The organism is Microbacterium sp. LWH10-1.2, from assembly GCF_038397765.1.
GTDB lineage: Bacteria > Actinomycetota > Actinomycetes > Actinomycetales > Microbacteriaceae > Microbacterium > Microbacterium natoriense.
The window spans coordinates 3690446-3715845 of the sequence record NZ_CP151638.1 but is presented as its reverse complement, the minus strand read 5'-3'; the positions used below and the strand labels follow the sequence as shown (position 1 = coordinate 3715845).

The following is a 25400-nucleotide window of genomic DNA, read 5'->3' as shown; positions in this document are numbered from 1 at the left end:
CAGAAAGGCATCCATGTTCACCGGAGCATCCTTCCCCCTCGGACCGTTCACCCCCTACGAGGGCAACCCCATCCTGCGCCCCCGCGGCGAGAGCTGGGAGTCGGCCAACCTGTACAACCCGGCCGCGCTGGTCGACGGCGACGAGGTCGTGCTGCTGTACCGCGCGCACGCCGACGACATCGTGTCGCACATCGGCATGGCCCGCTCCCGCGACGGGGTGACCTTCACGCGAGAGGATGCTCCGATCCTCTCCCCGTCCGAGGATTACGAGCGCTACGGCTGCGAGGACCCGCGCGTCGCGCTGATCGACGGCACCTACTACCTCACCTACACGGGCTGGGACCGCCGCAGCGCCCAGCTGTGCCTGGCGACCTCGACCGATCTGCGCACCTGGACCAAGCACGGCCCGCTGTTCGAGGACTTCGACACGTTCAAGACCATGGATCCGCGCGGCTTCAACTGGTCGAAGGCCGGCGTGATCGTGCCGCAGCGGATGCACGGCAAGTGGTGGATGTACTTCGGCGAGGGCGCGATCTACTGGGCCACGAGCGACGACCTCATCCACTGGACGCCGGGCACCGCAGACACCGACCCCATGTACTCCCCCACGCCGGGCACGTGGGACGAGGCCCTGGTCGAGATCGGCGCCTCCCCCGTGCTCGCCGACAACGGACTGCTCGTGTTCCTCACGAACGGCGCGACCCGCACGATCAACGACGACGGATCGGTCGACGTCGACTACCGCTGCGGGCAGATCGCGATCGACCCCGACGAGCCGACGAAGGTCATCGCCCGGCTGCAGGAGCCGTGGCTGCGGCCGCAGTCGTTCGAGGACCTGCACGGACTCATCTCGAACGTGACCTTCATCGAGGGGCTCGTGAAGTTCCACGGCAGGTGGTTCGCGTACTACGGCCAGTCCGACACCACGCTCGCCGTCGCGATCCACGATCCGGCGGAGCCGTGGGGCCGTGCGCTGCGCGAGCCCGCGGCCGACCTCTCCTGATCACCCCTCACGAACTCCGCTCCACCGACAGCACGAAGAAGTGATGACATGGACACCTCACGACGCACCTTCCTGACCATCGCGGCGACGGCATCCGCCCTCGCCCTGATCCCGGTCGACGCGGCCGTCGGCGCGACGACCGCAGCTCCAGGGCTCGCCGGTCCGCTGCCGCTCGACGCCGCCCGACGCCCGCGCCTGACGAATCTCGCGCACCTGCGTTTCCTGCTCGCCGACGTTCCCGTCACCGCGAGCGCCGAGCACACCACGTTCGGCATCGACACCCGGCCGACAGTGCGGGCGCCGTGGACCTACGCGGATGCCGACGGCGCGGGCGGCTTCCGCCGCGTCGGAGGAGGGAACCGCGATGCGGTGACCGGCTACTGGAGTCAGGGTGCGTACAACGCCGACGACATCGCGCGAGCGGCCGTCGTGCTGCTGCGGGATTGGAAGGCGACGGGCGACGGGCAGAGCCGCGACGAGGCGCGCGACCTGCTGCGCTCTCTCGCGTTCCTGCAGACCGCGACCGGACCGAACGCGGGCCGTGTGGTGCTGTGGCAGCAGGAGGACGGCACGCTGAACCCCAGCGCGATCCCGGTCGAGCTGCCCGATCCGTCGGACTCGGCGGAGTCGTACTGGCTCGCCCGGTCGGTGTGGGCGTTCGGCGAGGGCCATGCCGCGTTCCGTCGGGAGGATGCCGCGTTCGCGGAGTTCCTGCTGGCGCGGCTGCACCTGTGCCTCGACGCGCTCGGACGCGAGTCGCTCGGCCGTGCCGGGCAGTGGGTGCGCAGCGACGGCAGGAGGCTTCCGGCATGGCTGATCGCGGGAGGGGCGGATGCCACGGCAGAGGCCATGCTCGGCCTCAGCGCAGCCGCCGAAGCGGGTGACTCCCGCAGTCGCGGTGCCCTGCAGACCTATGGCGAGGGTGTGGCCGCGATGGCGACGGATCCGCGGGCGGGCTGGCCGTTCGGGGCCGTGCTGCCGTGGACGGGCTCGCTCGGCTTCTGGCACGCGTGGGGCTCGGCCGCTCCGGAGGCGCTCGCCCGCGCGGGCGCCGTGCTGCGCCGCCGCGACTGGACGGCGGCGGCCGCGGCCGATGCCGGGCGCTTCACACCGCAGGTGCTCGCGGCGGGAGGGCCGAGCAACGCCTGGGCCCCGCTTCCCGCCGAGGCGCAGATCGCCTACGGCGCGCACGGACGCGTGGCCGGTGCGGTCGCCGCGGGCGGCGAGGGACACCGTGTGCTCGCGGGCCTGGCCGCCGGATGGTTCTTCGGCGCCAACACCGCCGGCATCCCGACGTACGACCCGGCGACCGGCGTGACGTTCGACGGCGTCGAGACCGACGGCCGCGTGAACCGCAACTCCGGCGCGGAGTCCACGATCCACGGACTCCTGACCATGCTGCTGCTCGACGCGAACCGCGACATCGCGCAGATCGCGACCTCGATCACGGGGCTGACCTCGCACTCGGGTCTGCGCGTGATCGACGCGGAGACCGCCCGGCTCTCCCCCGGCAGCACGGTCGTGGGACCGGCCGGCGGGGCCTGGACCGGCGAGGGCAACCTGTCGGGAGGGGCGTACGTGCAGGTCCCGCGGGGCGAGTGGGTGGAGTTCGACGTGACGGAGGCCGGCGGCATCCTGCACGGTCTCGTCTGGCGACAGGCAGCGGATGCCGGGGATGCCGTGTGGGAGGTGTTCCGCGGACGACGCCGCCTGTGGACGACCAAGACGCCAGCGGGCGGCACCGGCGATCGCGGACTCACCGAGGCAGACGGCATGCTCGTGCCGCAGCTGCTCGGCGGGGACCTGCCTGCCGAGCAGGTCACGGTGCGCTGCACGAGTCGCGGCGACGTGCGGCTCGACGCGCTGGTGATCCAGCCGCGCGTCGTGAGCGCGGTGTACGCGACGACGACGGGGGCCGCGGTGCTCTACGCCAACGGCTCCCGGTCGGACGAGCGGGTCGCCCCGCTGGCGCCCGGCAGCGGCCGGGCCTACGACGCGGATGGATCGCAGCGCGGTCAGGCCGCCCAGGGCGGTCGGGTCCGCGTGCGCGGCGAGGGGTTCACGATCACGCGCGGCTGAGCGTGGTTCCCGACGACGCGCTCACGGTGCGATCACCAGATCGTCGATGAGCCCGTCGCGCACGGCGAAGCGGTACCGGAGGTCGGCGACTCCTCCGGGGAAGTCGCCCTCCAGACGGGCGGCGACGACCCACCGCTCGGCATCGACCTGACGCTGGCCGATGAGCGTCGTGGTGTAGGTGAACTCCGATGCGACGGTGGTGAGCCAGCCGTGGATGGCGGCATGGCCGTGATAGTCGATGCCGTCATCACGGACGTGCGCCTCGGAGCCGAAGACCTCGAGGGCGGACTCCCTCCCGGTGCGGGAGTCCTGCGCGCTCAGGTAACGTGCGACGGCCGATGGGAGCTCGGCGGGCTGGAACGGGCGGAGGTCGTGGGATTCGGTCATGGTGTTCTCTCTTCTGGGTGATGGTTCAGCGGTTCGGATGGGGGGGTCAGACGGTCTTGACGGTCCCGCCGTCCACGACGAGATCGGTCCCTACGATCGACGCCGCGGCATCCGACACCAGGAATCCGACCGCCTCGGCGATCTCATCGGGCGCGGCGAAACGACCGAGCGGCACTCCGCCGAGCAGATCGAAGATCTTCTGCTCTCCTTCTTCCGGCGAGAGGCCCGCCGCCTGAGCCAGCCGCAGCGCGAGGGCGGACTTGCTCTCGTTCTCGATGCCGCCCGGCGAGACCATGTTGACGCGCACTCCGCGCGGCGCGAGTTCGTTGGCGAGCCCCTTGCTGTAGGTGCGAAGCGCCGCCTTGGCCGCGGCATACGCGAGAGTGCCGTCATGGATCGGCATCCGCGCTTGGATCGAACCCACGTGCACGATCGCCGCCCGTCCTGCGGCTGAGGTCAGTGCGGGGACCAACGCACGGTCGATACGGACAGCCGTGAGGAGGTTGATCTCGAGCTCCCTCTGCCAGTCCGCGTGCGTCAGCGCGGCATGACCTCCGGCGGGAGCGCTGGAGCCGCCGACGACGTGCACGAGAATGTCCAGTCCGCCGGCCTCGGCGACAGCGTCAGCGAGGAGGGCCGGGGCCTCTGATGCGGCGGCGTCGAGAAGGAGAAGACGAGCGGGTAGGGCCTTCGGAGGTGCGGAGCGCCCCGCTGCCCAGACGTCTGCACCGGCGGCGGCGAGCCGTCGCACGATGGCCGCGCCGAGCCCGCGCGTGCCTCCGACCACAAGGGCGCGGGAGCCGACGAGTGCGAGGGCGGGAGGGTAGCCGGCTCCGGGATCCGGTCGTGAAGGGGGTGTGTTCTCGTGCATTCCCCCACACTGGGCCTTCCCCTCGGGGGAAGGTCAAGCGGCAGCGGGGACGGTCACCGGAACACGCGGAAGATCGGCCATCCGATGTCGATGACGCAGTGCTGATCGATGCCGGGGAGGCCCTCGATGTAGGTCTCGCGCACGGGAGCGTCGATGCGGAGTTCGTGCCGCGCAACGTGTTCGCCCAGCGCCGCGTACACCTGAGGGACCAGCGCGTCGGGCCCTTCATGCCGCGCGACCGCGAGTTCGACGGCGGGAAGCACCAGCACCTCTGCACCGGAGTGGAGGATGCTCTCATCGAAGCCGTCCTGGATCGCGAAGTACAGGGTCGCCGTCCCCCGGCCGTCGACGATCAGGTCATCCGGCCACACGCCGCCGAACGACCCGATCATGTCGGGGTCGGCGCTGTCGGCGATGCCCTGCAGTGTCGACGCGGATCGGCGGAACCACGGGCCGAGGTCGCGCAGCTCGATGCTCTCGCGGATCGCCACCACCCGGGTCGCGGGAATACTGCGGTGGATGATCTCGGTCAGAGGGCGAGGCCGCTCCTGCATCGCCCTCAGGCTCTCGACCGCGTTACGGGTCTCTTCGAGCCTGTCCTCCATCTGCGCGAGATGCTGCGATATCAACTGCGCACGCCGCTCGACGTCGGGGGCGGAGAGCACCTCGCGAACCACATCGACAGGCACGTCCAGGCTGCGGAGCGTCCGCACGGTCTGGGCATCCGGGATCTGCTCCGCGGTGTACAGGCGATAGCCGTTGTGGTCGTCGACATGAGCCGGCACGAGCACGCCGTTGCGGTGATAGAAGCGGAGCGCTTTGGCGGTCAGGCGCACGGCTCGCGAGAAGTCGCCGATCGTCATGAGGGAAGCCACAGTCACGATTATGTCGCCCGTGGAAGCTGCAGGGCCCGGATAGCCCGCGGGGTTCAGGAGCACCCGCGGGCTGAGTCCCGGATGTCGACGGATGACACACCCACCGGCATGCCGATACTTCTTTTGAATCACTAAAAACAACGTGTACAGTCGAGGCATGGACACCGACCTCGACTCCGCGCTTCGCGACGCGGGTCTTCGTGCGACTGCGGGCCGCGTCGCCGTTCTCGAGGCGCTGGAGTCCATGGCCCACACGGATGCCGAGCGGGTCTACCGCGCGGTGTCCGACGTGCTTCCGACCACGTCGATCCAGTCGGTGCACAACATCCTCGCGGACCTGACGACGGCGGGTCTCATCCGCCGGATCGAACCGGCAGGCTCCGCGGCGCTCTACGAACGGCGCATCGGCGACAACCACCACCACGTCGTGTGCACCCACTGCGGCGCCATCGGCGATGTGGACTGCGTCGTCGGCGAGGCGCCGTGTCTCACCCCGTCGAACACGGGGGGATTCACCGTCCAGACCGCAGAAGTCACCTTCTGGGGCGTATGCCCCCGCTGCCAGGACGCCGCGCCCTAGAACCTTACGGGTTCGTCAGAACTCCACCTGTGCGCCGCATCCCCCGGCATCATCGAACGACCCCTCACCCCGGCGTCGCTGCATCGACGCGCGTCGGGGACCCCACTGAACACCGATACGAGACGAAAGTGAACGCATGACCATGTCAGATCTCCCCGGCACCACGACCCAGACCGGCACGCCCGTCGCCAGCGACGCGCACTCCCTGACCGTCGGAGCAGACGGCCCCACGGTCCTCCACGACCGCTACCTCGTCGAGAAGCTCGCCTCGTTCAACCGCGAGCGCGTGCCGGAGCGCAACCCGCACGCCAAGGGCGGTGGCGCGTTCGGCACGTTCACCGTGACCGAGGACGTGTCCGCCTACACCCGCGCCGCCGCGTTCCAGCCCGGAGCCGTGAGCGAGACGCTGCTCCGCTTCTCCTCCGTGGCGGGCGAGCAGGGGTCCCCCGACACCTGGCGCGACGTGCGCGGCTTCGCGCTGCGCTTCTACACGACGGAGGGCAACCTCGACATCGTCGGCAACAACACCCCGACGTTCTTCCTGCGCGACGCGATGAAGTTCCCCGACTTCATCCACTCGCAGAAGCGCCTCGGCGACTCGGGTCTGCGCAACGCCGACATGCAGTGGGACTTCTGGACGCTCTCCCCCGAGACCGCCCACCAGGTCACCTATCTCATGGGCGACCGCGGCCTGCCGGCATCCTGGCGCCACATGAACGGCTACGGCTCGCACACGTACCAGTGGGTCAACGCCGAGGGCGAGCGCTTCTGGGTGCAGTACCACTTCCTGTCGAAGCAGGGCGTGGAGCGGATGGATGCCGCCGAGGCCGAGAAGCTCGCGGGATCGGATGCCGACTACTACCGCCGCGACCTGTTCGACGCGATCGCCCGCGGCGACAACCCCTCGTGGGACGTCTTCGTGCAGGTCATGCCATACGAGGAGGGCAAGACCTACCGCTTCAACCCGTTCGACCTCACCAAGACGTGGTCGAAGAAGGACTACCCGCGCATCAAGGTCGGCACGTTCACCCTCGACCGCAACCCGCAGAACTTCTTCGCCGAGATCGAGCAGGCGGCGTTCTCGCCCGGCAACCAGGTTCCTGGCACGGGCATCTCGCCCGACAAGATGCTGATGGCGCGGGTGTTCGCGTACTCCGACGCGCAGCGCTACCGCATCGGCGCGAACTACAACCAGCTGCCGGTCAACCAGCCGCACGCGGCCGAGGTGCGCAACTACATGCACGAGGGCCAGATGCAGTACCGCTTCAACCCGGCCGAGCACCGCGTGTACACGCCGAACTCGTACGGGGCGGCCGGTGGACCCGCCGCAGACCCGGTTGCGGGCGTCGAGGCGAGCTGGGAGTCCGACGGCGAGCTGATCCGCGCCGCGGCGACGCTGCGCGTGGACGACGACGACTTCGGCCAGGCCGGCACGCTGTACCGCACGGTCTTCGACGACGAGCAGCGCGCCCGGTTCCTGGACACCCTCACGGGTCAGGGCCGCAGCATCACCATCGACGCGATCCGCGAGCGCTTCTTCCAGTACTGGACGAACGTGGATGCCGCACTCGGCGAGGCACTGCGCTCCCACGTCTGACCCAGAAGGGGGACGGATGCCACGGCATCCGTCCCCCTTCTCTGTGTCCGGGGCTCCTTGTCGCATGTCTCGCATACCCATCCGCCCTCATCCGAAATTCGGAAGCATCTCAAGAAATCGGACCGTTTCGGGTCGATCATCCGAGATTCCGGCGATCGTCCGAAAATCGGATGCCGACTTCTGACCGACCGGGGTCAGGCGCGGGCGTCGTAGCGGGCGCGGGACTCCTCGATCGCAGGGTGATTCGCGAGGGCCCAGTCGCCGATCGTGCGGGCGATCGGGATGAGCGTCTCGCCGCGTTCCGTGAGCTCGTACTCCACGCGGGGCGGCACCTCGGCGTGCACGGTGCGGGTGACCAGCCCGTCGCGTTCGAGCTGACGGAGCGTGAGCGTGAGCATCCGCTGGGAGATCCCGGGGATGTGCCGGAGCAGTTCGCTGAAGCGCAGCCGGTCGCCGCGCAGCGTCGCGATCAGCAGCAGCGACCACTTGTCGCCGACCCGATCGAGCACCTCGCGGATCGCGCGGCCCGCCCCCTCGTCGACAGAGCACGAGTTCTCGTAGTCGGGGAAGCCCGCCGCATCGCAGCCATCGCTGTGCGTCGGTGACACCGATGTGCCTTTTGCACCAGTCATCCGTTTGCTCCATTCTTGGTTACTGATCGTAACAAACACACAGAACGGAACACGGATGCTCGTCGCACTCTGGATCGTCAACGGGCTTCTCGCCCTCGCCATGCTCGGCGGAGGCGGCATGAAGCTCGTCACCCCCAAGGCGACCCTCGCCGAGCGGGGCATGGCCTGGACCGAGGATTTCTCCGCCGGAACCGTCAAGGCCATCGCCGCGCTCGAGGTCGTCGGCGCGCTCGGGCTGATCCTCCCGCTGCTGACGGGGATCGCACCGATCCTCACACCCCTCGCCGGCACGGGCATCGCGATCATCATGATCGGCGCGGTCGTCGTGCACCTGCGTCGCAAGGAGGCCGCGACGCCGGCCCTCGTCCTCGCGGCACTGGCCGTCGCGAGCGCCGTGCTCGGCTTCCTCGTCGTGCTCTGAGCGGCGGCGACGGTCGCGGCTACCAGGTGAGCGGGTCGAGCCGCAGGTAGAACTCCTGGCGTTGCGGGTCTCGCGGCACCCCGTACAGGCGGTCGAAGTCGGCGTCGGCGCGGGAGGCGGATGCGGCGTCCGGCCAGGTCTCCCGCGCGTTCGCGAACAGCAGCGCCGTGTCGGCGTGCGGGTCGGCGCGTCCGAGGCGGCCGAGGTCGATGAGGCCCGTCACCGCTCGACGCTCGACGTCGACGAGGATGTTCGGCAGGCACAGATCCCCGTGGCACACGACGAGGTCATCGGCCTCCTGCCGGGTGCGCGCGGGCAGCTCGGCCTCGACCGGAGCGAGCAGCAGCGCGGCCGGCACGTCTCGGAGGTCGTCGGGAAGGAAGTCCCGCTGCACGCGGTCGCCCGCGACCACCGCTCTGGCGAGGGGCATCATGACCGCGAGGGTCCGGTCGAACGGGCAGTCGGCGGCGGGAAGGGCGTGCAGCGCGCGCACCGTGTCGGCGATCGCGGGCCACACGACGGCGAGATCGACGGGGTCGAGCGCGTCGGCCGGAACCCCGGGCACCGCGGATGTCACGAGACACGCGCCGACGGCATCCGCCCGCCAGTCGAGCACGGACATGGTCGGGATGCCCGTCGTCGACAGCCACGCGATGCGATCGCGCTCCGCGGCGAGCGCATCGGCCTGCTCGGGGGCGACGAGCTTCGCATAGCTCTCCCCCGAGCGGTGCCGCAGCACGGTCGCTCCGGACTCGCCGGCGTCCACCGTCTCCCAGTCCCGACGATCGGACGGCAGCAGGGCGGTGTTCATGACTCCATCCTGCCGCTCGCGCGCCGCCGACCGGCGTCACACGGGCACACTCGCGCGCCAGGCCCCCGTGCGCAGGGCCAAGATGGATGCGTGGCCGTTCCTCTCGCTGACCTGACCCGCATGCCCGAGCCGCAGCAGGTGTACTCCGCCGACGGCACCCGTCTCGCGACCTACACGTGGGGCGACCTCGACGCGCCCGTCGTCGTCGCCGTGCACGGATTCGCCTCCAACGCGCGCGACAACTGGGTGCTCACCGGGTGGGTCCGCGACCTCACCCGCGCCGGCTACCGCGTGCTCGCCCTCGACCAACGCGGCCACGGTCTCAGCGAGAAGCCGCACGAGCCCGGCGACTACGGCATCCGCACCCTGGCCACCGACGTCGAGACGGTGATGGACGCCTACCTCGTCGACGACGCGTACTACCTCGGCTACTCGCTCGGCGCGCGCGTGGGGTGGGAGGTCATCCGCGACCTGCCGCAGCGCATCGGACGCGGGGTGCTCGGCGGCGTTCCAGACGGCATCCCCCTGGCCCGGCTGAACCTCGACCAGGTGCGTGCGTTCCTCACCGACGGCACCCCCGTCGACGACCCCACGACGCAGAACTACATCGCCCTCACCGAGCGGGTGCCCGGCAACGACCTGCGCGCCCTGATCGCGCTCGCGGAGGGCATGCGCGCCTCCCGCACGATCGACCCCGACCCCGCCGACGCCCCGTCGAGCCCGATCCTCTTCGCCACAGGGTCGAAGGACGCGATCATCGAGGGGTCGAGGGCCCTGGCGGCCGCGGCGCCGCACGGGAGCTTCTTCGAGATCCCCGACCGCAACCACTTCAACGCCCCGGGTTCGCGCGCCTTCAAGGAGGCGGCGCTGGCGTTCCTCGCCGAGGGCTGACCGCGGCGCCTGGCGCCCGCGCCACACGACAGAGGCCGACGCCCTCCCATGAGGAGGAGCGTCGGCCTCGGTGCGCGGATCAGAGAGCGGCGCTCTCCTCGCGCTTCGGCAGCACCCATCCCGCGCGCGGGAAGTGGCAGGTGTAGCCGTTGGGATAGCGGATCAGGTAGTCCTGGTGCTCGGGCTCGGCCTCCCAGAAGGGACCTTCGGGCTCGATCGTGGTGACGGCCTTGCCGGGCCACAGCCCCGAGGCGTCGACGTCGGCGATCGTGTCGCGTGCGACCTGCTCCTGCTCGGGGGACAGCGGGAAGATCGCCGACCGGTAGCTCGACCCGATGTCGTTGCCCTGACGGTCCAGGGTCGACGGGTCGTGGATCTGGAAGAAGAACGCGAGGATGTCGCGGTACGACGTCTTCGACGGGTCGAAGACGATCTCCACGGCCTCCGCGTGACCGGGGTGGTTGCGGTAGGTGGCGTGGTCGTTCGACCCGCCCGTGTAGCCGACCCGGGTGTCGAGCACGCCGGGCTGGCGGCGGATCAGGTCCTCCATGCCCCAGAAGCAGCCGCCGGCGAGCACGGCGGTCTCGGTGCCGGGGGTGCGGGTGATGGTTCCGGTGTCGGTCATGACTGCTCCTCGATGGGGGTGTCGGTGTGGGTGAAGAGGTCGCTGTATCGACCGTAGCCCTCTTCCTCCAGGCGGGATGCCGGGATGAAACGCAGGGCCGCGGAGTTCATGCAGTAGCGCAGGCCGCCGTCCTCGACGGGTCCGTCGTCGAAGACGTGCCCGAGGTGGCTGTCGGCGCCGGTGGAGCGCGCCTCCGTGCGCGACATCCACAGTGTGCGGTCGGTGCGGGTGGTGACGGCATCCGCGTCGATCGGCTTGGTGAAGCTCGGCCATCCGGTTCCGCTGTCGAACTTGTCGAGGGAGGAGAACAGCGGCTGGCCCGAGACGACGTCGACGTAGATGCCGTCGTCGTGGTTGTCCCAGTAGGCGTTGCGGAACGGCGGCTCGGTGCCGTCGCGCTGGGTGACCTTGTACTGCGCGTCGGTGAGGGCGCTGACCGCCTCGGCCGTCTTGCGGTAGTCGTGCGACATGATGCTCCTTGTCTGACGCGGCTGGCTGCAGCGTCATAAGGGAGAACGGATGCCGGCGCCGTTTTGGTCCCGCGGGGCTGGGAGCGCGCTGTGAGTTTCTGCGGACTCGGTAGAGTTGCTCCCCGACACTCGAAACAGGGGGACGCCCATGTCCGTTGGACTGCTCGCCGTCGTCGACGACATCCTGAGCGCCGCGATGAAGGCCTCGGCCAAGGCCGCCGGCGTCGTGATCGACGACGCCGCCGTGACACCGCAGTACGTGCAGGGCATCACGCCCGCCCGTGAGCTGCCCGTGGTCGGCAAGATCGCGCTCGGATCTCTCGCGAACAAGTTCCTCATCATCATCCCGGTGGCGCTGCTGCTCACGGCCTTCGCCCCCTGGGTGCTGCCGTACCTGCTGATCCTCGGTGGGGCCTACCTCTGCTTCGAGGGCGCCGAGAAGGTGCTCGAGTGGTTCGGCGTGCAGCACGGCCATGAGGACGAGGGCGCCCGCGACGAGAGGAAACTCGTGTTCGGCGCCGTCCGGACCGACCTGATCCTGTCGACCGAGATCATGCTCATCTCGCTCGCGAGCCTCGACAAGGGGCTCGACATCTGGATGACGCTCGCGATCCTCGCCGTGATCGCCCTGGTCATGACCGGCGTCGTCTACGGCGCGGTCGCCCTGCTCGTGAAGATCGACGACATCGGCCTGAAGATGGCCGAGAGCTCGGACAAGCGGGTCAGCCGCAACGGCACCCGCCTGGTGAACGCGATGCCCGCGGTGTTCCGGTTCATCAGCATCCTGGGCACCGTCGCGATGCTCTGGGTCGGCGGGCACCTCGTGCTCGTGAACCTCGCCGAGGTGGGCGTGCACTTCGGCGCCGACATCCTGCACGGCATCGAGGAGCTCCTCCACGCCGCGGGCCCGGTGATCGTGTGGATCGGCGACACCCTGTTCTCGGCGATCGCCGGCCTCGCGGTCGGCCTCGTCATCGTCGGCATCGTGCTCGGCATCGGACGGATGCTGGGCAAGAAGGTCGAGTTCCACGAGGGCGAGGAGTCGCCGAGCGCGGTTCGCCACTGACGCCCGCCCGCCGTTCCACGGCGACATCACGTGACGTCGCCGAGAGCACGGCTTGTCGACGTCGACATCGTGTGCACTCGGCGAGTGCACGTGACGTCGGCGCTTAGGGGCGACGCGCCGCGTCCAGCCACCCCGTGCAGAGTCGGGCGATCGCCGCACTGTCGGCCCACGTCATCTCCGGAGCCTCGACCCGCCCTTCGGCGAGCGCGAGCGACACGGCATCCGCCTCCGCGCCCATCGGCTGCACGACCGGGACGGTCACCACACGCTCCTCCGAACCCCGTCGCAGGATGAGCGAGGAGGGGCTCTCGGTGCGGCTGCCCCAGGCGTCGGGCATCACGATGTCGCCGTCGGCGCAGTGCAGCACGGCGGCCCCAGGCATCTCGCGGATGACGGCCGTGCGCAGCTCGACCGCGAGGTCGCCGATGGTGAGGTGCGCCGTGGTGTCGGCATCCACCCCGTTCACCCATTCGGCGCTCACGTCGCCGAAAGCGGCCGGAAGTCCACCGCGTCCGGACACGGTCGCCACCTCGATCGCGAGGGATGCCGGATAGCAGCCCACGTCGAGGATCGCTCCCCCGGCGAGCGCCGGGTCGAACGCACGACCGGTGCGCGGGGACTGGTCGTAGCCGAAGCCCGCGACGAGCGAGAGCGGCTCCCCCAGCTCACGGTCGGCGATCAGCCCGCGCAGCAGGTCGGCGAAGGGACCGAAGCGCTGCTTGAACGCCTCGACGAACGGGCGCCCCGAGCGCGCCGCGGCCGCGAGCACCAGATCGGTCTCCGCGGCGGTCGGGGTGATCGGCTTCTCGCACAGCACCGCCTTGCCCGCCTCGAGCGCGCGGATCGCGAGAGCCGAGTGCGTCGTGTGCACGGTGCCGATGTAGACGGCATCCACGTCTTCTCTGGCGAGGATCTCGTCGTAGGTGCCGGATGCCGCGGCGCCGTGCTCGGCGGCGAAGGCCGCAGCCCGCTCCGGCGCGGAGCTGCCGACGGCGTGCAGCACGCCGAGGTGCGAGCTCCGGAGCCCCGTGGCGAAGTCCCCGCTGATCACTCCCGGGCCGAGCACGGCCCATCGCGTCCTGGTCATGGCGATCTCCTTCTGCGCTGCGGCTGGGCTCTCGAGGGCTCCTGGCGGTGGCGGGATGCCGGCGGCCGCTGCCGCGACGGGCAGACCCTCGACGTCGATCATCGCAGAGCAGGCGCGACGCACCGAGCGCCTGCACGTCGGAGCCGGGGAACATGCCGAAGCCGGGGCGCGACCCGCGACGGTGTGCCGTATCCTCGGCTCCATGTCTTCCGCACGCCGTCGCCGTCGATCGCGACCACGTCCGGCCTCCGTGCCCGCCGCGACCGTGAGACGCGACGCCGACCGCTGGTTCCGCGAGCAGGGTCTGCCGACCTTCGTGCCCCTGCGTCGCTGGTTCACCGATCTGCCTCGACGCGTCGCCCCGTTGCTCACCTGGGTCACCGTCGCCGGGTTCCTCCTCACCGGAGGGCTCACCCTCGCGCTCGGCATCGCCATCGGGCTCTACGGCGACGACGATGAAGACGACACCGTGATCGCCGTGCTCGTGCTCGTGCTGCTCGTGCTCGCGCTCGCCATCGCCTGGCTCGCCTTCGCGCTCGTGCGGTTCGCGGTGCGACGGCTGCCCGTCGGCATCGGGACGGCGGTCGCGGCATCCGTCATCGTGCTGTGCGCCGCGGCCCTCATCGCCGGCGGCTACGCCGTCGACCGCCAGGCCACGGTCAGCCCGGTGCTCGAGACCCTGGTGATCATCGCGGTGTGCGTGCTCATCACCGGCATGGGCGGCGGCGCCCTCATCTCCTGGGCCTCGCGCCTCGCCGTGCGCAACGCCTCCGCCATCGGCCACATGGCGTCGATCGCCCTCCCGGTGATCCTGATGCTCGTGGTGTTCGCGTTCTTCTCCGCCGAGGTCTGGCAGATGGCGTCCGCGCTGCACGGCTCCTCGCTCGCCCTCGTCGGCCTGGTCATCGGAGCCCTCGCGACCATCGTCGTGCTGCGCGTGAGCGCGGGCGAGATCGACGACGAGACCTACGCCCCGACGCCCGAGCAGCGCGCCGCACTCCTGCTCGACACTCCCGCCGAGCGCATCGGCGCGGCGTCCGGCTCCCGGCATCCGCTCCGGTGGCCGCAGCGGATGAACATCCTGCTCGTCATGACGTTCGCGCAGCTGCTGCAGGCGCTGTTCTTCGCGGCGCTGCTGTGCGCCCTGCTGATCGTCATCGGGGCGGTCGCGATCCCGTTCGGCGTCGTCGAGCTCTGGGTCGGACCGGGCAGCGCCACCCAGCCGCTACCGGTCGAGCCGCTCGTGATCGGCGGCGCCACGCTCACCGTCACCGTCAACCTCATCAAGGCGGCGACCCTGCTCTCGCTGATCGCGACGCTGCCGTTCATCTTCTCGGCGGTGAGCGAGCCCCGCTACCGGGAGCGCTTCTTCGACCCGATCATGGCCGACCTGCGTCGCGCGATCGTCGTGCGCGACGCCCTGAGCACGAAGGCGAACCTGTGACCATCGCATTCCTCCTCACCACCCTGGTCGTGGTGGCCACGCCGGGCACCGGAGCGGTCTACTCGATCGCCGCCGGGCTCTCGCGCGGGACCAGAGCCGGCGTCATCGCCGCGTTCGGCTGCACGCTCGGCGTCATCCCGCACATGATCGCCGCCATCACCGGTCTCGCCGCGATCCTCAACGCCTCGGCCATCGCGTTCCAGACCATCAAGTGGCTGGGCGTCGCCTACCTGCTGTACCTCGCGTGGCAGACGCTCCGAGACCGGTCGGCGCTCGACGTCGAGAAGAGCGCCGAGCCGGTGTCGTCGTGGCGCGTCATCCGCACCGCCGTGCTCATCAACGTGCTGAACCCGAAGCTCACGATCTTCTTCTTCGCTTTCCTGCCGCAGTTCGTGCCGGCGGGTGCCCCGGAAGCGACCTGGCAGATGGTGTGGCTGAGTCTGGTGTTCATGGCGGTGACCTTCGTGGTCTTCGCCCTGTACGGCGCCTTCGCCGCGGCCATGCGCACGCACGTCATCACCCGACCGCGCGTGATGACGTGGCTGCGCCGCACCTTCGCCGCGACCTATGTGCTGCTCGCCGGACGTTTGGCCGTGGAGCGCGCGTAGAGCGGTCGACACCCTATACCGAGGCCACGCCTTCGCCCTTGTCCTCGCCCCTCGCCCTCGCCACGCGGCGTCGCGCTGCGATTCGCTGCTCGCGTGGCAGATATCTCGACCGCGTGTACAGCGATCAGCAGCGCGAGTCCGAGCCCGCGCACCCGCTCCGCTGACACGAATCGTCGAGAAGCGGTCGCATCCTGGTAGCGTCGGCCTCGCGCTCCCGAAAGCGCAGAGGAGACCGACGTGCACATCAGAGACGCCGAGATCGTCGACCTCGAGACGATCACCGAGATCTACAACGACGCCGTGCAGAACACCACCGCGATCTGGAACGAGCGCACCGTCGACGTCGACGACCGCGCCGCCTGGCTCGCCGACCGCTTCCGCGCCGGATACCCGGTGCTCGTGGCGTCCGATGACGACGGCGTCCTCGGGTACGCGACGTTCGGCGACTGGCGCCCGCACGACGGGTTCCGGCACACGGTCGAGCACTCGGTGTACGTCCGCGGCGATCAGCGAGGGCGCGGCATCGGCAACGCGCTCATGAACGAGCTGATCGCTCGCGCCCGCGCGATCGGGAAGCACGTCATGGTGGCTGCTGTGGCGAGCGAGAACACCGGCTCCATCGTCCTGCACGAACGGCTCGGCTTCGTCGAGACCGGGAGGATGCCGCAGGTGGGCGTGAAGTTCGGCCGATGGCTCGATCTGACGTTCCTGCAGCTGACCCTCGACGACGCCCCCGCGCCCCGCGCATGAACCTCCTCACCTGGCTCGTCGAGGTCTTCAACTCGCACTGGACGCTCCCCGGCGGGCAGACGCTCCTGATCCGCGAGGTCGTCGGCAACGTCTTCGGGCTGGCGAGCGCGCTCGGCGGGATGCGGCGCCGGGTGTGGGCCTGGCCGGTCGGCATCATCGGGAACCTGCTGCTGCTCACGGTCTTCCTCGGCTCGATCCTGAGCCCGGAGCACGAGCTGCCGAGCCTGCTCGGACAGGCCGGCCGCCAGGTGATGTTCATCGCGGTCGCCATCTACGGGTGGGTGCGCTGGCGCCAGGCCTCATCGGGCGGCGGCCAGGTGACGCCGCGGTGGGCGCCGTGGAGCGCGCGCATCGGCATCGTGCTCATCATGGTGATCGGCACCGTCGCGCTCACGCCGCTGTTCCGGCTGCTCGGCTCGTGGGAGCCGGTGTGGGCGGATGCCTGGACCTTCGTCGGCTCGCTCATGGCGACCTACGGAATGGCGAGGGGCTGGACCGAGTTCTGGCTCATCTGGATCGCCGTCGACGTGGTCGGCGTGCCGCTGCTGTTCAGCTCGGGCTTCTACGCCACGGGGTTCATGTACGTGTTCTACGGGGTGTTCACCGCGATCGGATTCGTGGTCTGGGCGCGGGCGCAGAAGGGCGACAAACCCCAGGTCGACACACTGCTCCCGGCGCCCCAGGTGCAGCGCCCCGAGGAGACCGCCTAGCCTCGACGGGGCTCAGTGCCGGACGCGCGCCAGGAACTCGGCCGTCGCCGGATGCTGCGGGGCGTCGAAGATCTGCTCGGGCGGACCCTGCTCGACCAGCACGCCCTCCTTCAGGAAGACGACGCGATCGGCGACCTCTCGGGCGAACGACATCTCGTGCGTGGCCATCACGATCGTGGTGCCGCGGCGCTTGAGCTCGCGCACGAGATCGAGCACCTCGCCGACGAGCATGGGGTCGAGCGCGCTGGTGATCTCGTCGAGCAGCAGCACCTCCGGCTCGGTGAGGATCGCCCGCACGATGGCGACGCGCTGCTGCTGACCTCCGGAGAGCCGGTCGGGGTACTCGTCGGCCTTGTCGCCGAGGCCGAGGGTCTGGAGCAGCTCGCGACCTCGGGCGCGCGCCTCCGACGCGGAACGGCGGTGCACCTTGCGCGCCGCGAGGGTGATGTTCTCGAGCACGGTCAGGTGCGGGAAGAGGTTGAAGTGCTGGAACACGACGCCGATGCGTGCGCGCACCCTGTCGGCATCCACCCGCGGATCGGTGATGTCGTCTCCGCTGAGGAAGATCTGCCCGTCGTCGACCCGCTCGATGAGGTTCATCGTCTTGAGCAGCGTCGACTTGCCGGAGCCCGAGGCGCCGATCAGCACGACCACCTCGTGCGGCTCGACGGCGAGGTCGAGTCCGCGGAGCACGTCGTGGTCGCCGAAGCGCTTGCGCACGCCCCTGGCCTCGATGACGGGAACGGTCATACGACGCCTCCGGCCTGCTCGCGCCTGTTGAGCCGTGCCGTGACGGCATCCGTGAATCGGATCATCGGCCAGCTGAGGATGATGAAGAACAGCCCCGCGACGACGTAGGGCGTGTAGTTGTAGGTGTCGGCGACCTGCAGCTGCGCGGCGCGCACCGCGTCGATCACGCCGAGCACCGAGATGAGCCCGACGTCTTTCTGCATCGACACGAAGTCGTTCATGAGGGCGGGCACGACCTTGCGCACGCCCTGCGGGATCACGACGATCCGCAGCGTCTGCGCGTGACTGAGCCCGAGGGAGCGCGCGGCCACGCGCTGCGAGGGGTGCACGGCCTCCATGCCGGCGCGGAGCACCTCGGAGACGTAGGCCGAGTACACGATGATTATCGCGATGGTTCCCCAGAACGCCGGGGGCATGCGCGGGAAGATCATCAGCGCGGGGATGCCGTAGCCGATCAGGTAGAGCACGATCAGCAGCGGGACGCCGCGGAAGAAGTCGGTGTACGTCGCGGCGAGCGCGCGCAGCGGGAAGAACACCGGACCTCGGAGCGAGCGCATGGTGGCGAGCAGCGTGCCCAGGATCGCCACGCCGACCGCGGCGATGACGAGCACGAGGAGGTTGGTGAGCAGACCCTGGAAGATCGGCCCGATGCTCTTGAGCGCGATCTCGGGGTCGAAGAACGTCTGCCGGACGACCGCCCACCCCGGGGTGTTGACGACGATGATCGCGACGACGCCGATCAGCACGACGCTGCTGACGAACGCGATCAGGACCGACCGGGTCGTCGCCCTGCGCCGCAGAGCGCGGCGTGACAGCTCGAGCTCGCTCGGCTGCCACGCCGTCTCGGCGGAGGTGTTCGTCACTTCAGGACGGGGACGTCGACCGCGTCGCTGAGCCACTTCTGCTGCAGCTCGTCGAGCGTGCCGTCGGCGCGCAGGGCATCGACGGCCTTGGTGACGGCGGGGGTGAGGGCCGAGCCCTTCGGCAGCACGAAGGCGAACTCGTCGCCGCCGTCGGAGCTGGCGAACTGGCCCGTGACGGAGGAGTCGTCGACCACGGCGCCGGTGACGTAGAACGCGCCGGGCAGGTCGGTGATCATGGCGTCGATCTGGCCGGCCTGCAGCGCGAGCACGACGTCGTCGACCGTGTTGAAGACGCTGAGGTTCGCCTCGCCGAGCTGTGCCTTGGCGACGGTGTAGCTGGTGGTGCCTGCGGCGACGCCGACCTTCGCCTTCTTGAGGGCGTCGATGGTCGTGGCGGATGCCGCGGGCGAGCTGTTCAGCGCGACGACGGCCTGCGTGGTCGTGTAGTACGGCGACGAGAAGTCGACGGCCTTCTTGCGCTCGTCGGTGACGGAGAACTGCTGGATGTTGATGTCCCAGTCCTTCGGCCCGGGGGCGATCGCGGCGTCGAAGCCGGTGCGGGTCCAGACGATGTCGGCGGCGTCGAAGCCCAGCTCCTTCGCGACCGCGTTCGCGACCGCACCTTCGAAGCCCTTGCCGTTGGAGGGGTCGTCGTCGACGAACCAGGGCTCGTAGTTGGGCTCGCCGGTCGCGATCGTGAGCTTGCCGGCGGTGACGGTCTGCAGCTCGCCGTCGGCGCCGGCCGTGGGCGAGGTGGTCGGGCCGCTCGCGCAGGCGGCGAGGGACACGGCGGCGGCGACCGCGATGGCGGCCGCTGCGGCGCGGCGAAGGGTGCGGGAGACGGTCACGTTTACTCCTGAAGAGTGTTCGGGTTTTGGTTAAGAGTAGGGGACTCGGCGAGTCGCCAATCGGCGAAGTCGAAACCTGGGGAAACGAAGCAGGAGACCAGCACTTCCTGGTCGTCGAGAGGTCGGGCGGCCTGCCAGACGCCGGCGGGCACGAGCACCTGCGCGGCATCCGTCCCGCTGAGCACGATCGCGGTCGCCGCACCCGGCTGCTCGCCGTCGCCACCGAGGCTCAGCTCGAGCCGGCCCGGTCCGTGCCACAGCCACAGCTCGTCGCTCGTGACGACGTGCCATTCGCTGCGCTCGTGGGGCTGCAGCAGGTAGTGGATGCAGGTGCCGGCCGGGCGCGGGCCGTTCGGCGTCTCGACGGCGAGCGGGCTCGTCCACGTGCGGCGGAACCAGCCGCCCTCGGGGTGCGGGGCGAGGTCGAGGCGCTCGGCGGTGGCGGGTCGGTCAGCGGTCACTGGACGGCTCCTTCAAAGCGTTCGCGCGGATCCTCGGACGTGTCGTCTCGCTTTGCTCGCTCGACGACCGCGGCGCCGAAGCTGTCGCTCGCCCATCGGACCTCGCCCGAGACGACGGTGGCCGCGGCACGCCCCGCGCCGTCTTCGACGAGCTCCTGGATCGAATCGGGCCCGGCCGGCACATCGAAGAACGTGAGGTCGGCGAGCGCGCCGACCGCGAGGTAGCCGGTGCGGTCGGGGCCGACGTCGATGCCCATGGAGTGGGCTCCGCCGATGGTCGCCGCTCCGAGCAGCCGCGCGTGCAGGTCGCGGTCCGTGTAGCCCTGCGAGCGGGCGATGCGCGCGAGCTCGGCGACGTCCGCGAGCACGTCGAGCGACGGGCTCGACGACAGCGAGTCCGTGCCGACGGCGATCGGGCTGCCCTCGCGCAGATACGCGGCGATCGGCGGCTCCTCGAGCCCGATCACGGCGTTCGACCGCGGGCACAGCGCCACGGTCGTTCGACGTTCGCGCAGGATCGCCCGGTCGCGGGCGCTCATGTACACGCCGTGCGCGATGTGGCAGTCGGGCCCGAGCACTCCGAGCTGGTCGACGAACTCGGTCGCGCTGGTGCCGAAGCCGGCCTCGCGCAGCTCCTGGAAGCTCGCGAGCCCCGCCGTGTGCCAGGCCTGCGGATGCTCGTGCGCGAACTCGCTCTCGAAGGCGGCCTCGCCGAGGTGGATGTGGATGCGCCCGCCCCGCTCGCGGACGATGTCGGGGATCTCCAGCAGCGGTTCGATGTCGAGCGAGTACGGGGCGTGGGGCGAGAGCCCGGTGCCCGGAGGCGTGGGCAGGGCGTCGAGAGCCTGCTCGACCTGCGCGCGTCCGGTGCGGGCCCAGTCGGCGTTGGTCCAGCTCATCACCTCCCAGTAGGTGATGCCGTGCAGTCGCGCGTCGTGCAGGGCGGATGCCGCCGACGGATCGGTGACGACGTCGGCGACGGCCGTGGTTCCGGAGCGGAGCGCCATCTCGGCGCCGGCCGCAGCATCCGCCCCCCAGTCCCGTCCGGCCTCGTAGACCGGGTCGAACGCCTGCACCCAGTCGTCGAATCCGGTGTACTGACCGCGGCCGACGACGGCCATGCCCGTGTACTGCAGGTGGGTGTGCGCGTTGACGAGTCCAGGGGTGAGGACTCCGGGCCAGTGCACCTCGTCGTGGGCGAGTCCGCGCTCGGACAGCGAGCGCAGCACCCAGGCGCGCTCCCCCACGTGCATGATGCGCCCGTCGCGCACGGCGACGGCGCCGTCGACGATGGGCGGCGCCGTGACCGGGACGACGAGCCCTGCGGAGTAGACGGTGATCATGCCGAGACCCCCAGGTAGCGGCGGGAGCGCCACTCGTCCTGCGCCTCGCGCTGCGCGGCGCTGCGCTCGTCGAGACGGTCGCCCCGCGCATCGGCGGCGGCGAGCGCGATGGCGCGATCGGCCTCGGCGGGGAACGGATGGAGGCCGGCGGGGAGCTCGCGTGCGAGCAGCTGCTCGACGGCCCCGAGCTGCACCGCGAAGGAGAGGTCCATGATCTCGATCGGGTTGCCCTCGGCGGCGGCGAGGTTCACACAGCCGCCGCGGGCGATCAGGAGGGCGCCGTCTCCCGCCCGGTCGAGGTGCGCGCCGACCGGTCGCAGCGCCGAGGCGTCGACGTCGACCTCGCCCGGCACTCCGCCCGCCACCGCGACGATCCGCGCGACGGCGAGCGTCTCCGCGTCGACCGTGTGCGGCGCACCGGTGGCGGAGACGACCAGCGCACCCGGCGCGAGCTCGCGGAGCGGTCCGATGCGGAATCCGTCGTGCGCCGCCCGCAGCGCCCGCACGGGGTCGGTCTCGGCCACCGCGATCTCGGCGCCGAGCGCGCGCAGGTGCGCGGCGACCCCCTCGCCCACCGGGCCGTAGCCGACCACGACGGCGAGCTGGTCGCGCACGCCGATGCCCGCGGCGTCGAGCACATCGGCGATCGCGAACACGCACGACTGACCGGTGCCGTAGCGGTTGTCGAACGACGTCTTCATGGCCGCGTCGTTCACGGCGATGACGGGGATGCCGAGCAGTCCGCGGCTCTGCATCAGCCGCAGCGGGGTGAGCCCGCTCGTGGTCTCCTCCGCGGCGCCGCGCAGACCGGCGGCGAGCCCCTCCTCGTGGGCGAGGCGGATCAGGTGGGAGCCGTCGTCGAGCAGCAGGTCGAAGCCGCGCCGCAGGAACGCCACGGCGGCGGCGCGCTCCTCCGCACCCGAGAGCTCAGGGTCTCCGTCGACGGGGATGCCGCGGGCACGCAGCACATCGGCCACCTCGACGTCGATCTCGTCGGGGTGGGCGTACACGACGACATCGGCTCCGGCGTCGCGCAGCAGCAGTGCGAGCTGGGCGGTCTTGGGCTCCAGCACCATCGCGATGCCGATCCGGATGCCGCGCACGACGCCCTCCTCGCGCAGGCGCGCCGCGACCAGTGTCGAGACCGGCATGTGCGCGCCCGCGTTGTCGACGCGGTCGGCCGCGGTCACCCGTGCGGGCAGGGCCGTCCCGTCGATGCGGATGTCGGGATCCTGCCCCGGTGCGAAGGTCACGCCATCGGAGCCCAGGTGAGCGCCCAGAGCGGCCAGCAGGCGGCGGAGCTCGTGCGAGACGGCATCCGCGCCCTCCACCGCGAAGGTGCGACCGGCGACGAGCAGGTTGGTCTCGCGGGCGAAACGGCGCACGAGACGCTCGGCGGACGTGGTCGGGTCGGTCACCGCTCAATCGTATTGCTCGGGCGGCGGGCCGAGCGCTCCGTGTACGGCGCCCCTCGACGAGACCCCTGCTTATGAGGGGTGCCCTCGCAGAACCTGGTTCCGCCCCGCCGAGGTGCGATTGACTGAAGGCATGAAGACCGAGACCATCCCCACGCGCGTGTGGAACCCCCGCGCCGAGGTGCGGGCCTTCTTCGCGCGCGCCTTCGAACGAGCGTTCATCCCCTTCGCGCCGCTGTCGCTGTCGGTCCCCGCGGAGATCGCCCGTCGCGAGGAGGCTGCGCGTGCGGCATCCTCGGCTCCCCCGCCGGTCGGGCCCGCCGAGGAGCGCCTGCCGTAGCCCGCCCGGGCTAGCATTTGCTCATGGCCACCTCGATCGACGACATCTCCATCGGCGGCGAGATGATCCGCCTCGGACAGTTCCTCAAGTACTCCGGTCTCATCGACACCGGCGGCGACGCCAAGGAGGCGATCATCGACGGCTACGTGAACGTCAACGGCGAGGAGGAACGCCGCCGAGGGCGCCAGCTGCACGACGGCGACCTCGTCTCGTTCGAGGGACGCACGGTGCGCGTGCGCCCCTGAGCGCAGCCTCCCTGTGTTCGCGGGTCGGGTCGCTCAGTCCTCGGCGACGTATCCGGAGGCCGACGACCACCCCGCCTCGTGCCGACGCTCGAGCCCGTCGAGGAGAAGGTCGAGCGCGAAGGCGAACTCGACGTCGTCATCACAGTCCGCTCCGGCGTGCGGAGCGGTCGTCGCCATCCTGACGATGGCAGGGTACGCGACGCCGAACTCCCGCAGCGCAGAGCGATATAGGCTGCGATTGGGCGGCGGTCTCGGATTGGTTGTCCCCTCCCAGGAATCTCGCGGGCCCAGAACACAGGAGACACCCGATCTTGGGATTGCGGAGCGATCCACCCACTACAAACCACTGAGACCTGCAGTTCCAAACCGGCGCTGAGTTCGCGGGGGCCAGGCACCAGTCTCGGAGATACGGTCCTTGACGTCCTTCGGACGCCTACCAATAGCCTCCCCCTTCCGAACTCCTCGCCGCCTATCGGCGCAACTGCATACGACTGCCTCATCACGGTCGTGCACCGGTTGCGACCTTTGCTGACGATGAGCGCAGCGAGAACGCGTACTGCGCCGCAAAGGTGATCCCCCGCCGAAAGTCAAGCCCTCCTGGTCCTGGCGCCTCATAGTCAACATGCACCCAAGGGGCGGGGAAGCATCTTGAAACACCCTTACCAATTGATGACCGGCTCAGGAAACGTCTCTTCCCTCATCCTCGGAGTCTTGCCACTGCTCCCGGGGGTCAATGGCCATCGACTCCAGGCTGGCCGCAAGCTCGCTCTGCAGTAGATGGACTGTCTTGGCATAGATCGTCGTGGTGAACAACGTCTCCCAGTCACTACTCTTGGCCGGCTGCTCACTTCCGCTCGTTGCTGACGTTAGCCCGAAAAAGGACTTTGCGTAGGCGTGTTGAAGCGGTTCGTCGAATCTATAGACGCCCGTCGAGCTCTTACGAATAAGTGATCCACGGCGATCCTCCTGCAGCTCTTGCAGGTACTTCGCCGCGTTCCCAGACGGGTACTTACTGTGGGCTGGCTCTCGCCGGATAACGGCGAGGATCTCTCCAACGGTCCCACCGCTCTCGGGGAGCTGCGTCAATGCTCGAAGGATGATCTTGGTGTTGTCGTAGGTTCTCTTGCGATGGACTTTAAGGGCGCTTCCGAAGCGCGCCTTGAGCGTGCTTGATCGTGTACGTGCATACCCCTGAACGGCTTCTTCAAAGTCTTGTTCGGTGAAAAGAACTCTGTCGGTTCCTGACTCGTAGACGTCACGTTCGTCGCAGCATGCGAGGGCGAGTGCATGAGTGATGCTTGCTGTCCCAACTGCCGTCGAGAGCAGCCGTGTGCGGATGGCTGAGAAGTCCAGATTGAGCAGCTGTTCTCCGACGTCAAGAATCTTGCCGAGCTCGTCGTGACCGAGGGGAGGCACAGGGATATCGATCAGTCGCTTGCCGACGTTGGTCGACTCGACAACCAGCTCATCGACCGATTCGGAAACGCCGAGGACGATCACTCTGGTTAGAGGATACTTGGCGCCCTCATCGGCGAAGACCTTGAGGGCGTGCGCGATCTTGAGTCGTTCAGACTCCTCAACCTTGTGAAAATCTTCGATGACCCATGAGTAGTCACGTGACCCCAGTTCAGCGACGAGTCGTTGCGGGCTGAGCTGTGGCCGGGCGATCGGTTCGCGAGTGACGCCTTTCCCGACGTCCAGCTCCGCGCTGGCCGATGTCTTTGCGCCAATCAGCTCACTTCCCAGGACAGTCCCCACGGAAACGGTCACGTCCGTGTGTTCTGCGCTCTCCGTGATGTAGAAGGCACCCGTCCCCGCAAACGCTGCAGCAAGAATCTGCTCGTAGGTCGAGTCTGGCGTGCACGCAGTCTTCACCGCGGTGTGTCCCTCATCCACGAGCACTTTGTTCACGAGGGATGACTTTCCGGCTCCGGATTCTCCCCACACGACAACTTGAGTCCCTGGTACGCGCAGCCCCTTCTTCCGAAGGTCCTTCATCTCAAGCTCTCGACCGACAAAGCCGCGCCCGGCGGGCACAGACGGCGTGAAGACCTCGTTGGCTTTGACAGGCTTCTTGGGCGGAGCGATCGCAGGCTTCTCCGCTGACTTCGTCTTCTTAGATCCGAACGGCATCGGTGTGATTCACTCCAGGGATCGCGGTCTCGCGATCTGTAAGCAGGAAAGCGGTCATGGCGCAACTCTAGTCAGAGACCTTCGGTGGAGCGACT

29 protein-coding genes are annotated in these 25400 nt (G+C 69.6%); 13 read left to right on the top strand and 16 right to left on the bottom strand.

Translation table 11 applies throughout. From position 1 onward, the window contains the following. Window positions 1-13 precede the first annotated feature (13 nt). Both MRBLWH10_RS17365 and MRBLWH10_RS17360 read left to right on the top strand, forming a co-directional pair. Window positions 14-1003 carry a glycoside hydrolase family 130 protein gene (locus MRBLWH10_RS17365; RefSeq protein WP_341940881.1) on the top strand — a complete coding sequence of 330 codons (990 nt, stop codon included), beginning with the start codon at window positions 14-16 and terminating at the stop codon, window positions 1001-1003. A gap of 48 nt (window positions 1004-1051) precedes the next feature. Next, window positions 1052-3082 carry a hypothetical protein gene (locus MRBLWH10_RS17360; protein ID WP_341940880.1) on the top strand — a complete coding sequence of 677 codons (2031 nt, stop codon included), beginning with the start codon at window positions 1052-1054 and terminating at the stop codon, window positions 3080-3082. Window positions 3083-3103: 21 nt separating this feature from the next. Here the strand turns inward: MRBLWH10_RS17360 and MRBLWH10_RS17355 are convergent, their stop codons facing one another. From MRBLWH10_RS17355 to MRBLWH10_RS17345, 3 genes are read right to left on the bottom strand one after another with little or no spacing between them, the layout of a single operon-like run. Further along, window positions 3104-3469 carry a nuclear transport factor 2 family protein gene (locus MRBLWH10_RS17355; protein WP_341940879.1) on the bottom strand — a complete coding sequence of 122 codons (366 nt, stop codon included), beginning with the start codon at window positions 3467-3469 and terminating at the stop codon, window positions 3104-3106. A 46-nt stretch (window positions 3470-3515) separates the two neighbouring features. Beyond that, window positions 3516-4340: an oxidoreductase gene (locus MRBLWH10_RS17350; RefSeq protein WP_341940878.1), complete on the bottom strand. Its 825-nt coding sequence runs from the start codon at window positions 4338-4340 to the stop codon at window positions 3516-3518. Window positions 4341-4393: 53 nt separating this feature from the next. Next, window positions 4394-5215: a MerR family transcriptional regulator gene (locus MRBLWH10_RS17345; RefSeq protein ID WP_341940877.1), complete on the bottom strand. Its 822-nt coding sequence runs from the start codon at window positions 5213-5215 to the stop codon at window positions 4394-4396. Between the two features lie 157 nt (window positions 5216-5372). Here MRBLWH10_RS17345 and MRBLWH10_RS17340 point away from each other — a divergent pair, with 157 nt between their 5' ends. Together MRBLWH10_RS17340 and MRBLWH10_RS17335 are read left to right on the top strand one after the other, a co-directional pair. After that, on the top strand, window positions 5373-5795 hold the full coding sequence (locus MRBLWH10_RS17340) for a Fur family transcriptional regulator (protein ID WP_341940876.1): 423 nt from the start codon (window positions 5373-5375) through the stop codon (window positions 5793-5795). Between the two features lie 142 nt (window positions 5796-5937). Continuing rightward, the gene (locus tag MRBLWH10_RS17335; protein ID WP_341942605.1) at window positions 5938-7392 is read left to right on the top strand and encodes a catalase; all 1455 of its coding nucleotides are present in this window, start codon (window positions 5938-5940) and stop codon (window positions 7390-7392) included. Between the two features lie 194 nt (window positions 7393-7586). Here the strand turns inward: MRBLWH10_RS17335 and MRBLWH10_RS17330 are convergent, their stop codons facing one another. Further along, window positions 7587-8024, bottom strand: coding sequence for a helix-turn-helix domain-containing protein (locus tag MRBLWH10_RS17330; RefSeq protein WP_341940875.1), 438 nt, complete (start codon window positions 8022-8024; stop codon window positions 7587-7589). A gap of 55 nt (window positions 8025-8079) precedes the next feature. On the opposite strand from MRBLWH10_RS17330, the gene MRBLWH10_RS17325 reads away from it, so the two are divergent. Further along, window positions 8080-8445 (top strand): DoxX family protein, encoded by a 366-nt coding sequence (locus MRBLWH10_RS17325; RefSeq protein WP_341940874.1) that lies wholly within the window; start codon window positions 8080-8082, stop codon window positions 8443-8445. 19 nt (window positions 8446-8464) lie between these two features. On the opposite strand, the gene MRBLWH10_RS17320 is transcribed toward MRBLWH10_RS17325, so the two are convergent. Beyond that, entirely contained in the window at window positions 8465-9256 is a 792-nt protein-coding gene (locus MRBLWH10_RS17320) for an aminoglycoside 3'-phosphotransferase (protein WP_341940873.1), read from the bottom strand. Window positions 9257-9346: 90 nt separating this feature from the next. On the opposite strand from MRBLWH10_RS17320, the gene MRBLWH10_RS17315 reads away from it, so the two are divergent. Further along, window positions 9347-10147, top strand: coding sequence for an alpha/beta hydrolase (locus MRBLWH10_RS17315; RefSeq protein ID WP_341940872.1), 801 nt, complete (start codon window positions 9347-9349; stop codon window positions 10145-10147). Window positions 10148-10226: 79 nt separating this feature from the next. Here MRBLWH10_RS17315 and msrA read toward each other — a convergent pair whose 3' ends face one another. Beyond that, entirely contained in the window at window positions 10227-10772 is a 546-nt protein-coding gene (msrA, locus tag MRBLWH10_RS17310; protein WP_223585541.1) for a peptide-methionine (S)-S-oxide reductase MsrA, read from the bottom strand. Continuing rightward, window positions 10769-11242 carry a peptide-methionine (R)-S-oxide reductase MsrB gene (gene msrB / locus MRBLWH10_RS17305; RefSeq protein ID WP_341940871.1) on the bottom strand — a complete coding sequence of 158 codons (474 nt, stop codon included), beginning with the start codon at window positions 11240-11242 and terminating at the stop codon, window positions 10769-10771. Before msrB ends, msrA begins: the two co-directional genes overlap by 4 nt. Window positions 11243-11390: 148 nt before the next feature. Between msrB and MRBLWH10_RS17300 the strand changes: the two genes are divergently transcribed. After that, complete coding sequence (locus MRBLWH10_RS17300; RefSeq protein WP_341940870.1) at window positions 11391-12308, top strand: DUF808 domain-containing protein; 918 nt, start codon at window positions 11391-11393, stop codon at window positions 12306-12308. A gap of 103 nt (window positions 12309-12411) precedes the next feature. Here MRBLWH10_RS17300 and MRBLWH10_RS17295 read toward each other — a convergent pair whose 3' ends face one another. Beyond that, the gene (locus tag MRBLWH10_RS17295) at window positions 12412-13395 is read right to left on the bottom strand and encodes a Gfo/Idh/MocA family oxidoreductase (RefSeq protein ID WP_341940869.1); all 984 of its coding nucleotides are present in this window, start codon (window positions 13393-13395) and stop codon (window positions 12412-12414) included. A gap of 202 nt (window positions 13396-13597) precedes the next feature. Here MRBLWH10_RS17295 and MRBLWH10_RS17290 point away from each other — a divergent pair, with 202 nt between their 5' ends. The 4 genes from MRBLWH10_RS17290 to pnuC all read left to right on the top strand — a co-directional run bounded on the left by MRBLWH10_RS17290 (window position 13598) and on the right by pnuC (window position 16907). After that, the gene (locus tag MRBLWH10_RS17290; protein ID WP_341940868.1) at window positions 13598-14839 is read left to right on the top strand and encodes a hypothetical protein; all 1242 of its coding nucleotides are present in this window, start codon (window positions 13598-13600) and stop codon (window positions 14837-14839) included. After that, the gene (locus tag MRBLWH10_RS17285; RefSeq protein WP_341940867.1) at window positions 14836-15447 is read left to right on the top strand and encodes a LysE family translocator; all 612 of its coding nucleotides are present in this window, start codon (window positions 14836-14838) and stop codon (window positions 15445-15447) included. The genes MRBLWH10_RS17290 and MRBLWH10_RS17285 overlap by 4 nt, the downstream gene beginning before the upstream one ends. Before the next feature lie 237 nt (window positions 15448-15684). Next, window positions 15685-16197, top strand: coding sequence for an N-acetyltransferase family protein (locus MRBLWH10_RS17280; RefSeq protein WP_341940866.1), 513 nt, complete (start codon window positions 15685-15687; stop codon window positions 16195-16197). Beyond that, window positions 16194-16907 carry a nicotinamide riboside transporter PnuC gene (gene pnuC / locus MRBLWH10_RS17275; RefSeq protein WP_223585535.1) on the top strand — a complete coding sequence of 238 codons (714 nt, stop codon included), beginning with the start codon at window positions 16194-16196 and terminating at the stop codon, window positions 16905-16907. Before MRBLWH10_RS17280 ends, pnuC begins: the two co-directional genes overlap by 4 nt. 12 nt (window positions 16908-16919) lie before the next feature. Here pnuC and MRBLWH10_RS17270 read toward each other — a convergent pair whose 3' ends face one another. Genes MRBLWH10_RS17270 through MRBLWH10_RS17245 form a run of 6 tightly spaced genes read right to left on the bottom strand, consistent with a single transcriptional unit; the run spans window position 16920 to window position 22590 of the window. Further along, window positions 16920-17657: an amino acid ABC transporter ATP-binding protein gene (locus tag MRBLWH10_RS17270; protein WP_105675864.1), complete on the bottom strand. Its 738-nt coding sequence runs from the start codon at window positions 17655-17657 to the stop codon at window positions 16920-16922. Further along, window positions 17654-18520 (bottom strand): amino acid ABC transporter permease, encoded by an 867-nt coding sequence (locus MRBLWH10_RS17265; protein WP_341940865.1) that lies wholly within the window; start codon window positions 18518-18520, stop codon window positions 17654-17656. Before MRBLWH10_RS17265 ends, MRBLWH10_RS17270 begins: the two co-directional genes overlap by 4 nt. Further along, window positions 18517-19368, bottom strand: coding sequence for an ABC transporter substrate-binding protein (locus MRBLWH10_RS17260; protein ID WP_223585533.1), 852 nt, complete (start codon window positions 19366-19368; stop codon window positions 18517-18519). Before MRBLWH10_RS17260 ends, MRBLWH10_RS17265 begins: the two co-directional genes overlap by 4 nt. A 2-nt stretch (window positions 19369-19370) precedes the next feature. Then, window positions 19371-19829, bottom strand: a complete 459-nt coding sequence (locus MRBLWH10_RS17255) for a cupin domain-containing protein (RefSeq protein WP_223585532.1) — start codon at window positions 19827-19829, stop codon at window positions 19371-19373. After that, entirely contained in the window at window positions 19826-21172 is a 1347-nt protein-coding gene (locus tag MRBLWH10_RS17250; protein ID WP_341940864.1) for an amidohydrolase family protein, read from the bottom strand. The genes MRBLWH10_RS17255 and MRBLWH10_RS17250 overlap by 4 nt, the downstream gene beginning before the upstream one ends. Further along, window positions 21169-22590: an adenosylhomocysteinase gene (locus MRBLWH10_RS17245; RefSeq protein WP_341940863.1), complete on the bottom strand. Its 1422-nt coding sequence runs from the start codon at window positions 22588-22590 to the stop codon at window positions 21169-21171. Before MRBLWH10_RS17245 ends, MRBLWH10_RS17250 begins: the two co-directional genes overlap by 4 nt. 130 nt (window positions 22591-22720) lie before the next feature. Here MRBLWH10_RS17245 and MRBLWH10_RS17240 point away from each other — a divergent pair, with 130 nt between their 5' ends. Further along, window positions 22721-22927 carry a hypothetical protein gene (locus MRBLWH10_RS17240; protein WP_223585529.1) on the top strand — a complete coding sequence of 69 codons (207 nt, stop codon included), beginning with the start codon at window positions 22721-22723 and terminating at the stop codon, window positions 22925-22927. Window positions 22928-22950: 23 nt separating this feature from the next. After that, window positions 22951-23172 carry an RNA-binding S4 domain-containing protein gene (locus MRBLWH10_RS17235; RefSeq protein ID WP_105675951.1) on the top strand — a complete coding sequence of 74 codons (222 nt, stop codon included), beginning with the start codon at window positions 22951-22953 and terminating at the stop codon, window positions 23170-23172. 33 nt (window positions 23173-23205) lie between these two features. Here the strand turns inward: MRBLWH10_RS17235 and MRBLWH10_RS17230 are convergent, their stop codons facing one another. Both MRBLWH10_RS17230 and MRBLWH10_RS17225 read right to left on the bottom strand, forming a co-directional pair. Then, window positions 23206-23349: a hypothetical protein gene (locus MRBLWH10_RS17230; protein WP_341940862.1), complete on the bottom strand. Its 144-nt coding sequence runs from the start codon at window positions 23347-23349 to the stop codon at window positions 23206-23208. Window positions 23350-23850: 501 nt separating this feature from the next. Then, on the bottom strand, window positions 23851-25305 hold the full coding sequence (locus tag MRBLWH10_RS17225; protein ID WP_341940861.1) for a hypothetical protein: 1455 nt from the start codon (window positions 25303-25305) through the stop codon (window positions 23851-23853). Between the last annotated feature and the right edge of the window lie 95 nt (window positions 25306-25400).

Bases quoted from the DNA above. Each gene is read 5' to 3' on its own strand.
- MRBLWH10_RS17330 (WP_341940875.1), bottom strand. From the start codon at position 8,024: ATGACTGGTGCAAAAGGCACATCGGTGTCACCGACGCACAGCGATGGC.
- MRBLWH10_RS17340 (WP_341940876.1), top strand. From the start codon at position 5,373: ATGGACACCGACCTCGACTCCGCGCTTCGCGACGCGGGTCTTCGTGCG.
- MRBLWH10_RS17350 (WP_341940878.1), bottom strand. From the start codon at position 4,340: ATGCACGAGAACACACCCCCTTCACGACCGGATCCCGGAGCCGGCTAC.
- msrB (WP_341940871.1), bottom strand. From the start codon at position 11,242: ATGTCGCACGACTACCGCAAGACGGCCGAGGCGGTCAGCGCCCTCACC.
- MRBLWH10_RS17240 (WP_223585529.1), top strand. From the start codon at position 22,721: ATGAAGACCGAGACCATCCCCACGCGCGTGTGGAACCCCCGCGCCGAG.
- MRBLWH10_RS17295 (WP_341940869.1), bottom strand. From the start codon at position 13,395: ATGACCAGGACGCGATGGGCCGTGCTCGGCCCGGGAGTGATCAGCGGG.
- MRBLWH10_RS17290 (WP_341940868.1), top strand. From the start codon at position 13,598: ATGTCTTCCGCACGCCGTCGCCGTCGATCGCGACCACGTCCGGCCTCC.
- MRBLWH10_RS17235 (WP_105675951.1), top strand. From the start codon at position 22,951: ATGGCCACCTCGATCGACGACATCTCCATCGGCGGCGAGATGATCCGC.
- MRBLWH10_RS17225 (WP_341940861.1), bottom strand. From the start codon at position 25,305: ATGCCGTTCGGATCTAAGAAGACGAAGTCAGCGGAGAAGCCTGCGATC.
- MRBLWH10_RS17250 (WP_341940864.1), bottom strand. From the start codon at position 21,172: ATGATCACCGTCTACTCCGCAGGGCTCGTCGTCCCGGTCACGGCGCCG.
- msrA (WP_223585541.1), bottom strand. From the start codon at position 10,772: ATGACCGACACCGGAACCATCACCCGCACCCCCGGCACCGAGACCGCC.
- MRBLWH10_RS17335 (WP_341942605.1), top strand. From the start codon at position 5,938: ATGTCAGATCTCCCCGGCACCACGACCCAGACCGGCACGCCCGTCGCC.
- MRBLWH10_RS17270 (WP_105675864.1), bottom strand. From the start codon at position 17,657: ATGACCGTTCCCGTCATCGAGGCCAGGGGCGTGCGCAAGCGCTTCGGC.
- MRBLWH10_RS17325 (WP_341940874.1), top strand. From the start codon at position 8,080: ATGCTCGTCGCACTCTGGATCGTCAACGGGCTTCTCGCCCTCGCCATG.
- MRBLWH10_RS17320 (WP_341940873.1), bottom strand. From the start codon at position 9,256: ATGAACACCGCCCTGCTGCCGTCCGATCGTCGGGACTGGGAGACGGTG.
- MRBLWH10_RS17360 (WP_341940880.1), top strand. From the start codon at position 1,052: ATGGACACCTCACGACGCACCTTCCTGACCATCGCGGCGACGGCATCC.
- MRBLWH10_RS17300 (WP_341940870.1), top strand. From the start codon at position 11,391: ATGTCCGTTGGACTGCTCGCCGTCGTCGACGACATCCTGAGCGCCGCG.
- pnuC (WP_223585535.1), top strand. From the start codon at position 16,194: ATGAACCTCCTCACCTGGCTCGTCGAGGTCTTCAACTCGCACTGGACG.
- MRBLWH10_RS17230 (WP_341940862.1), bottom strand. From the start codon at position 23,349: ATGGCGACGACCGCTCCGCACGCCGGAGCGGACTGTGATGACGACGTC.
- MRBLWH10_RS17365 (WP_341940881.1), top strand. From the start codon at position 14: ATGTTCACCGGAGCATCCTTCCCCCTCGGACCGTTCACCCCCTACGAG.
- MRBLWH10_RS17355 (WP_341940879.1), bottom strand. From the start codon at position 3,469: ATGACCGAATCCCACGACCTCCGCCCGTTCCAGCCCGCCGAGCTCCCA.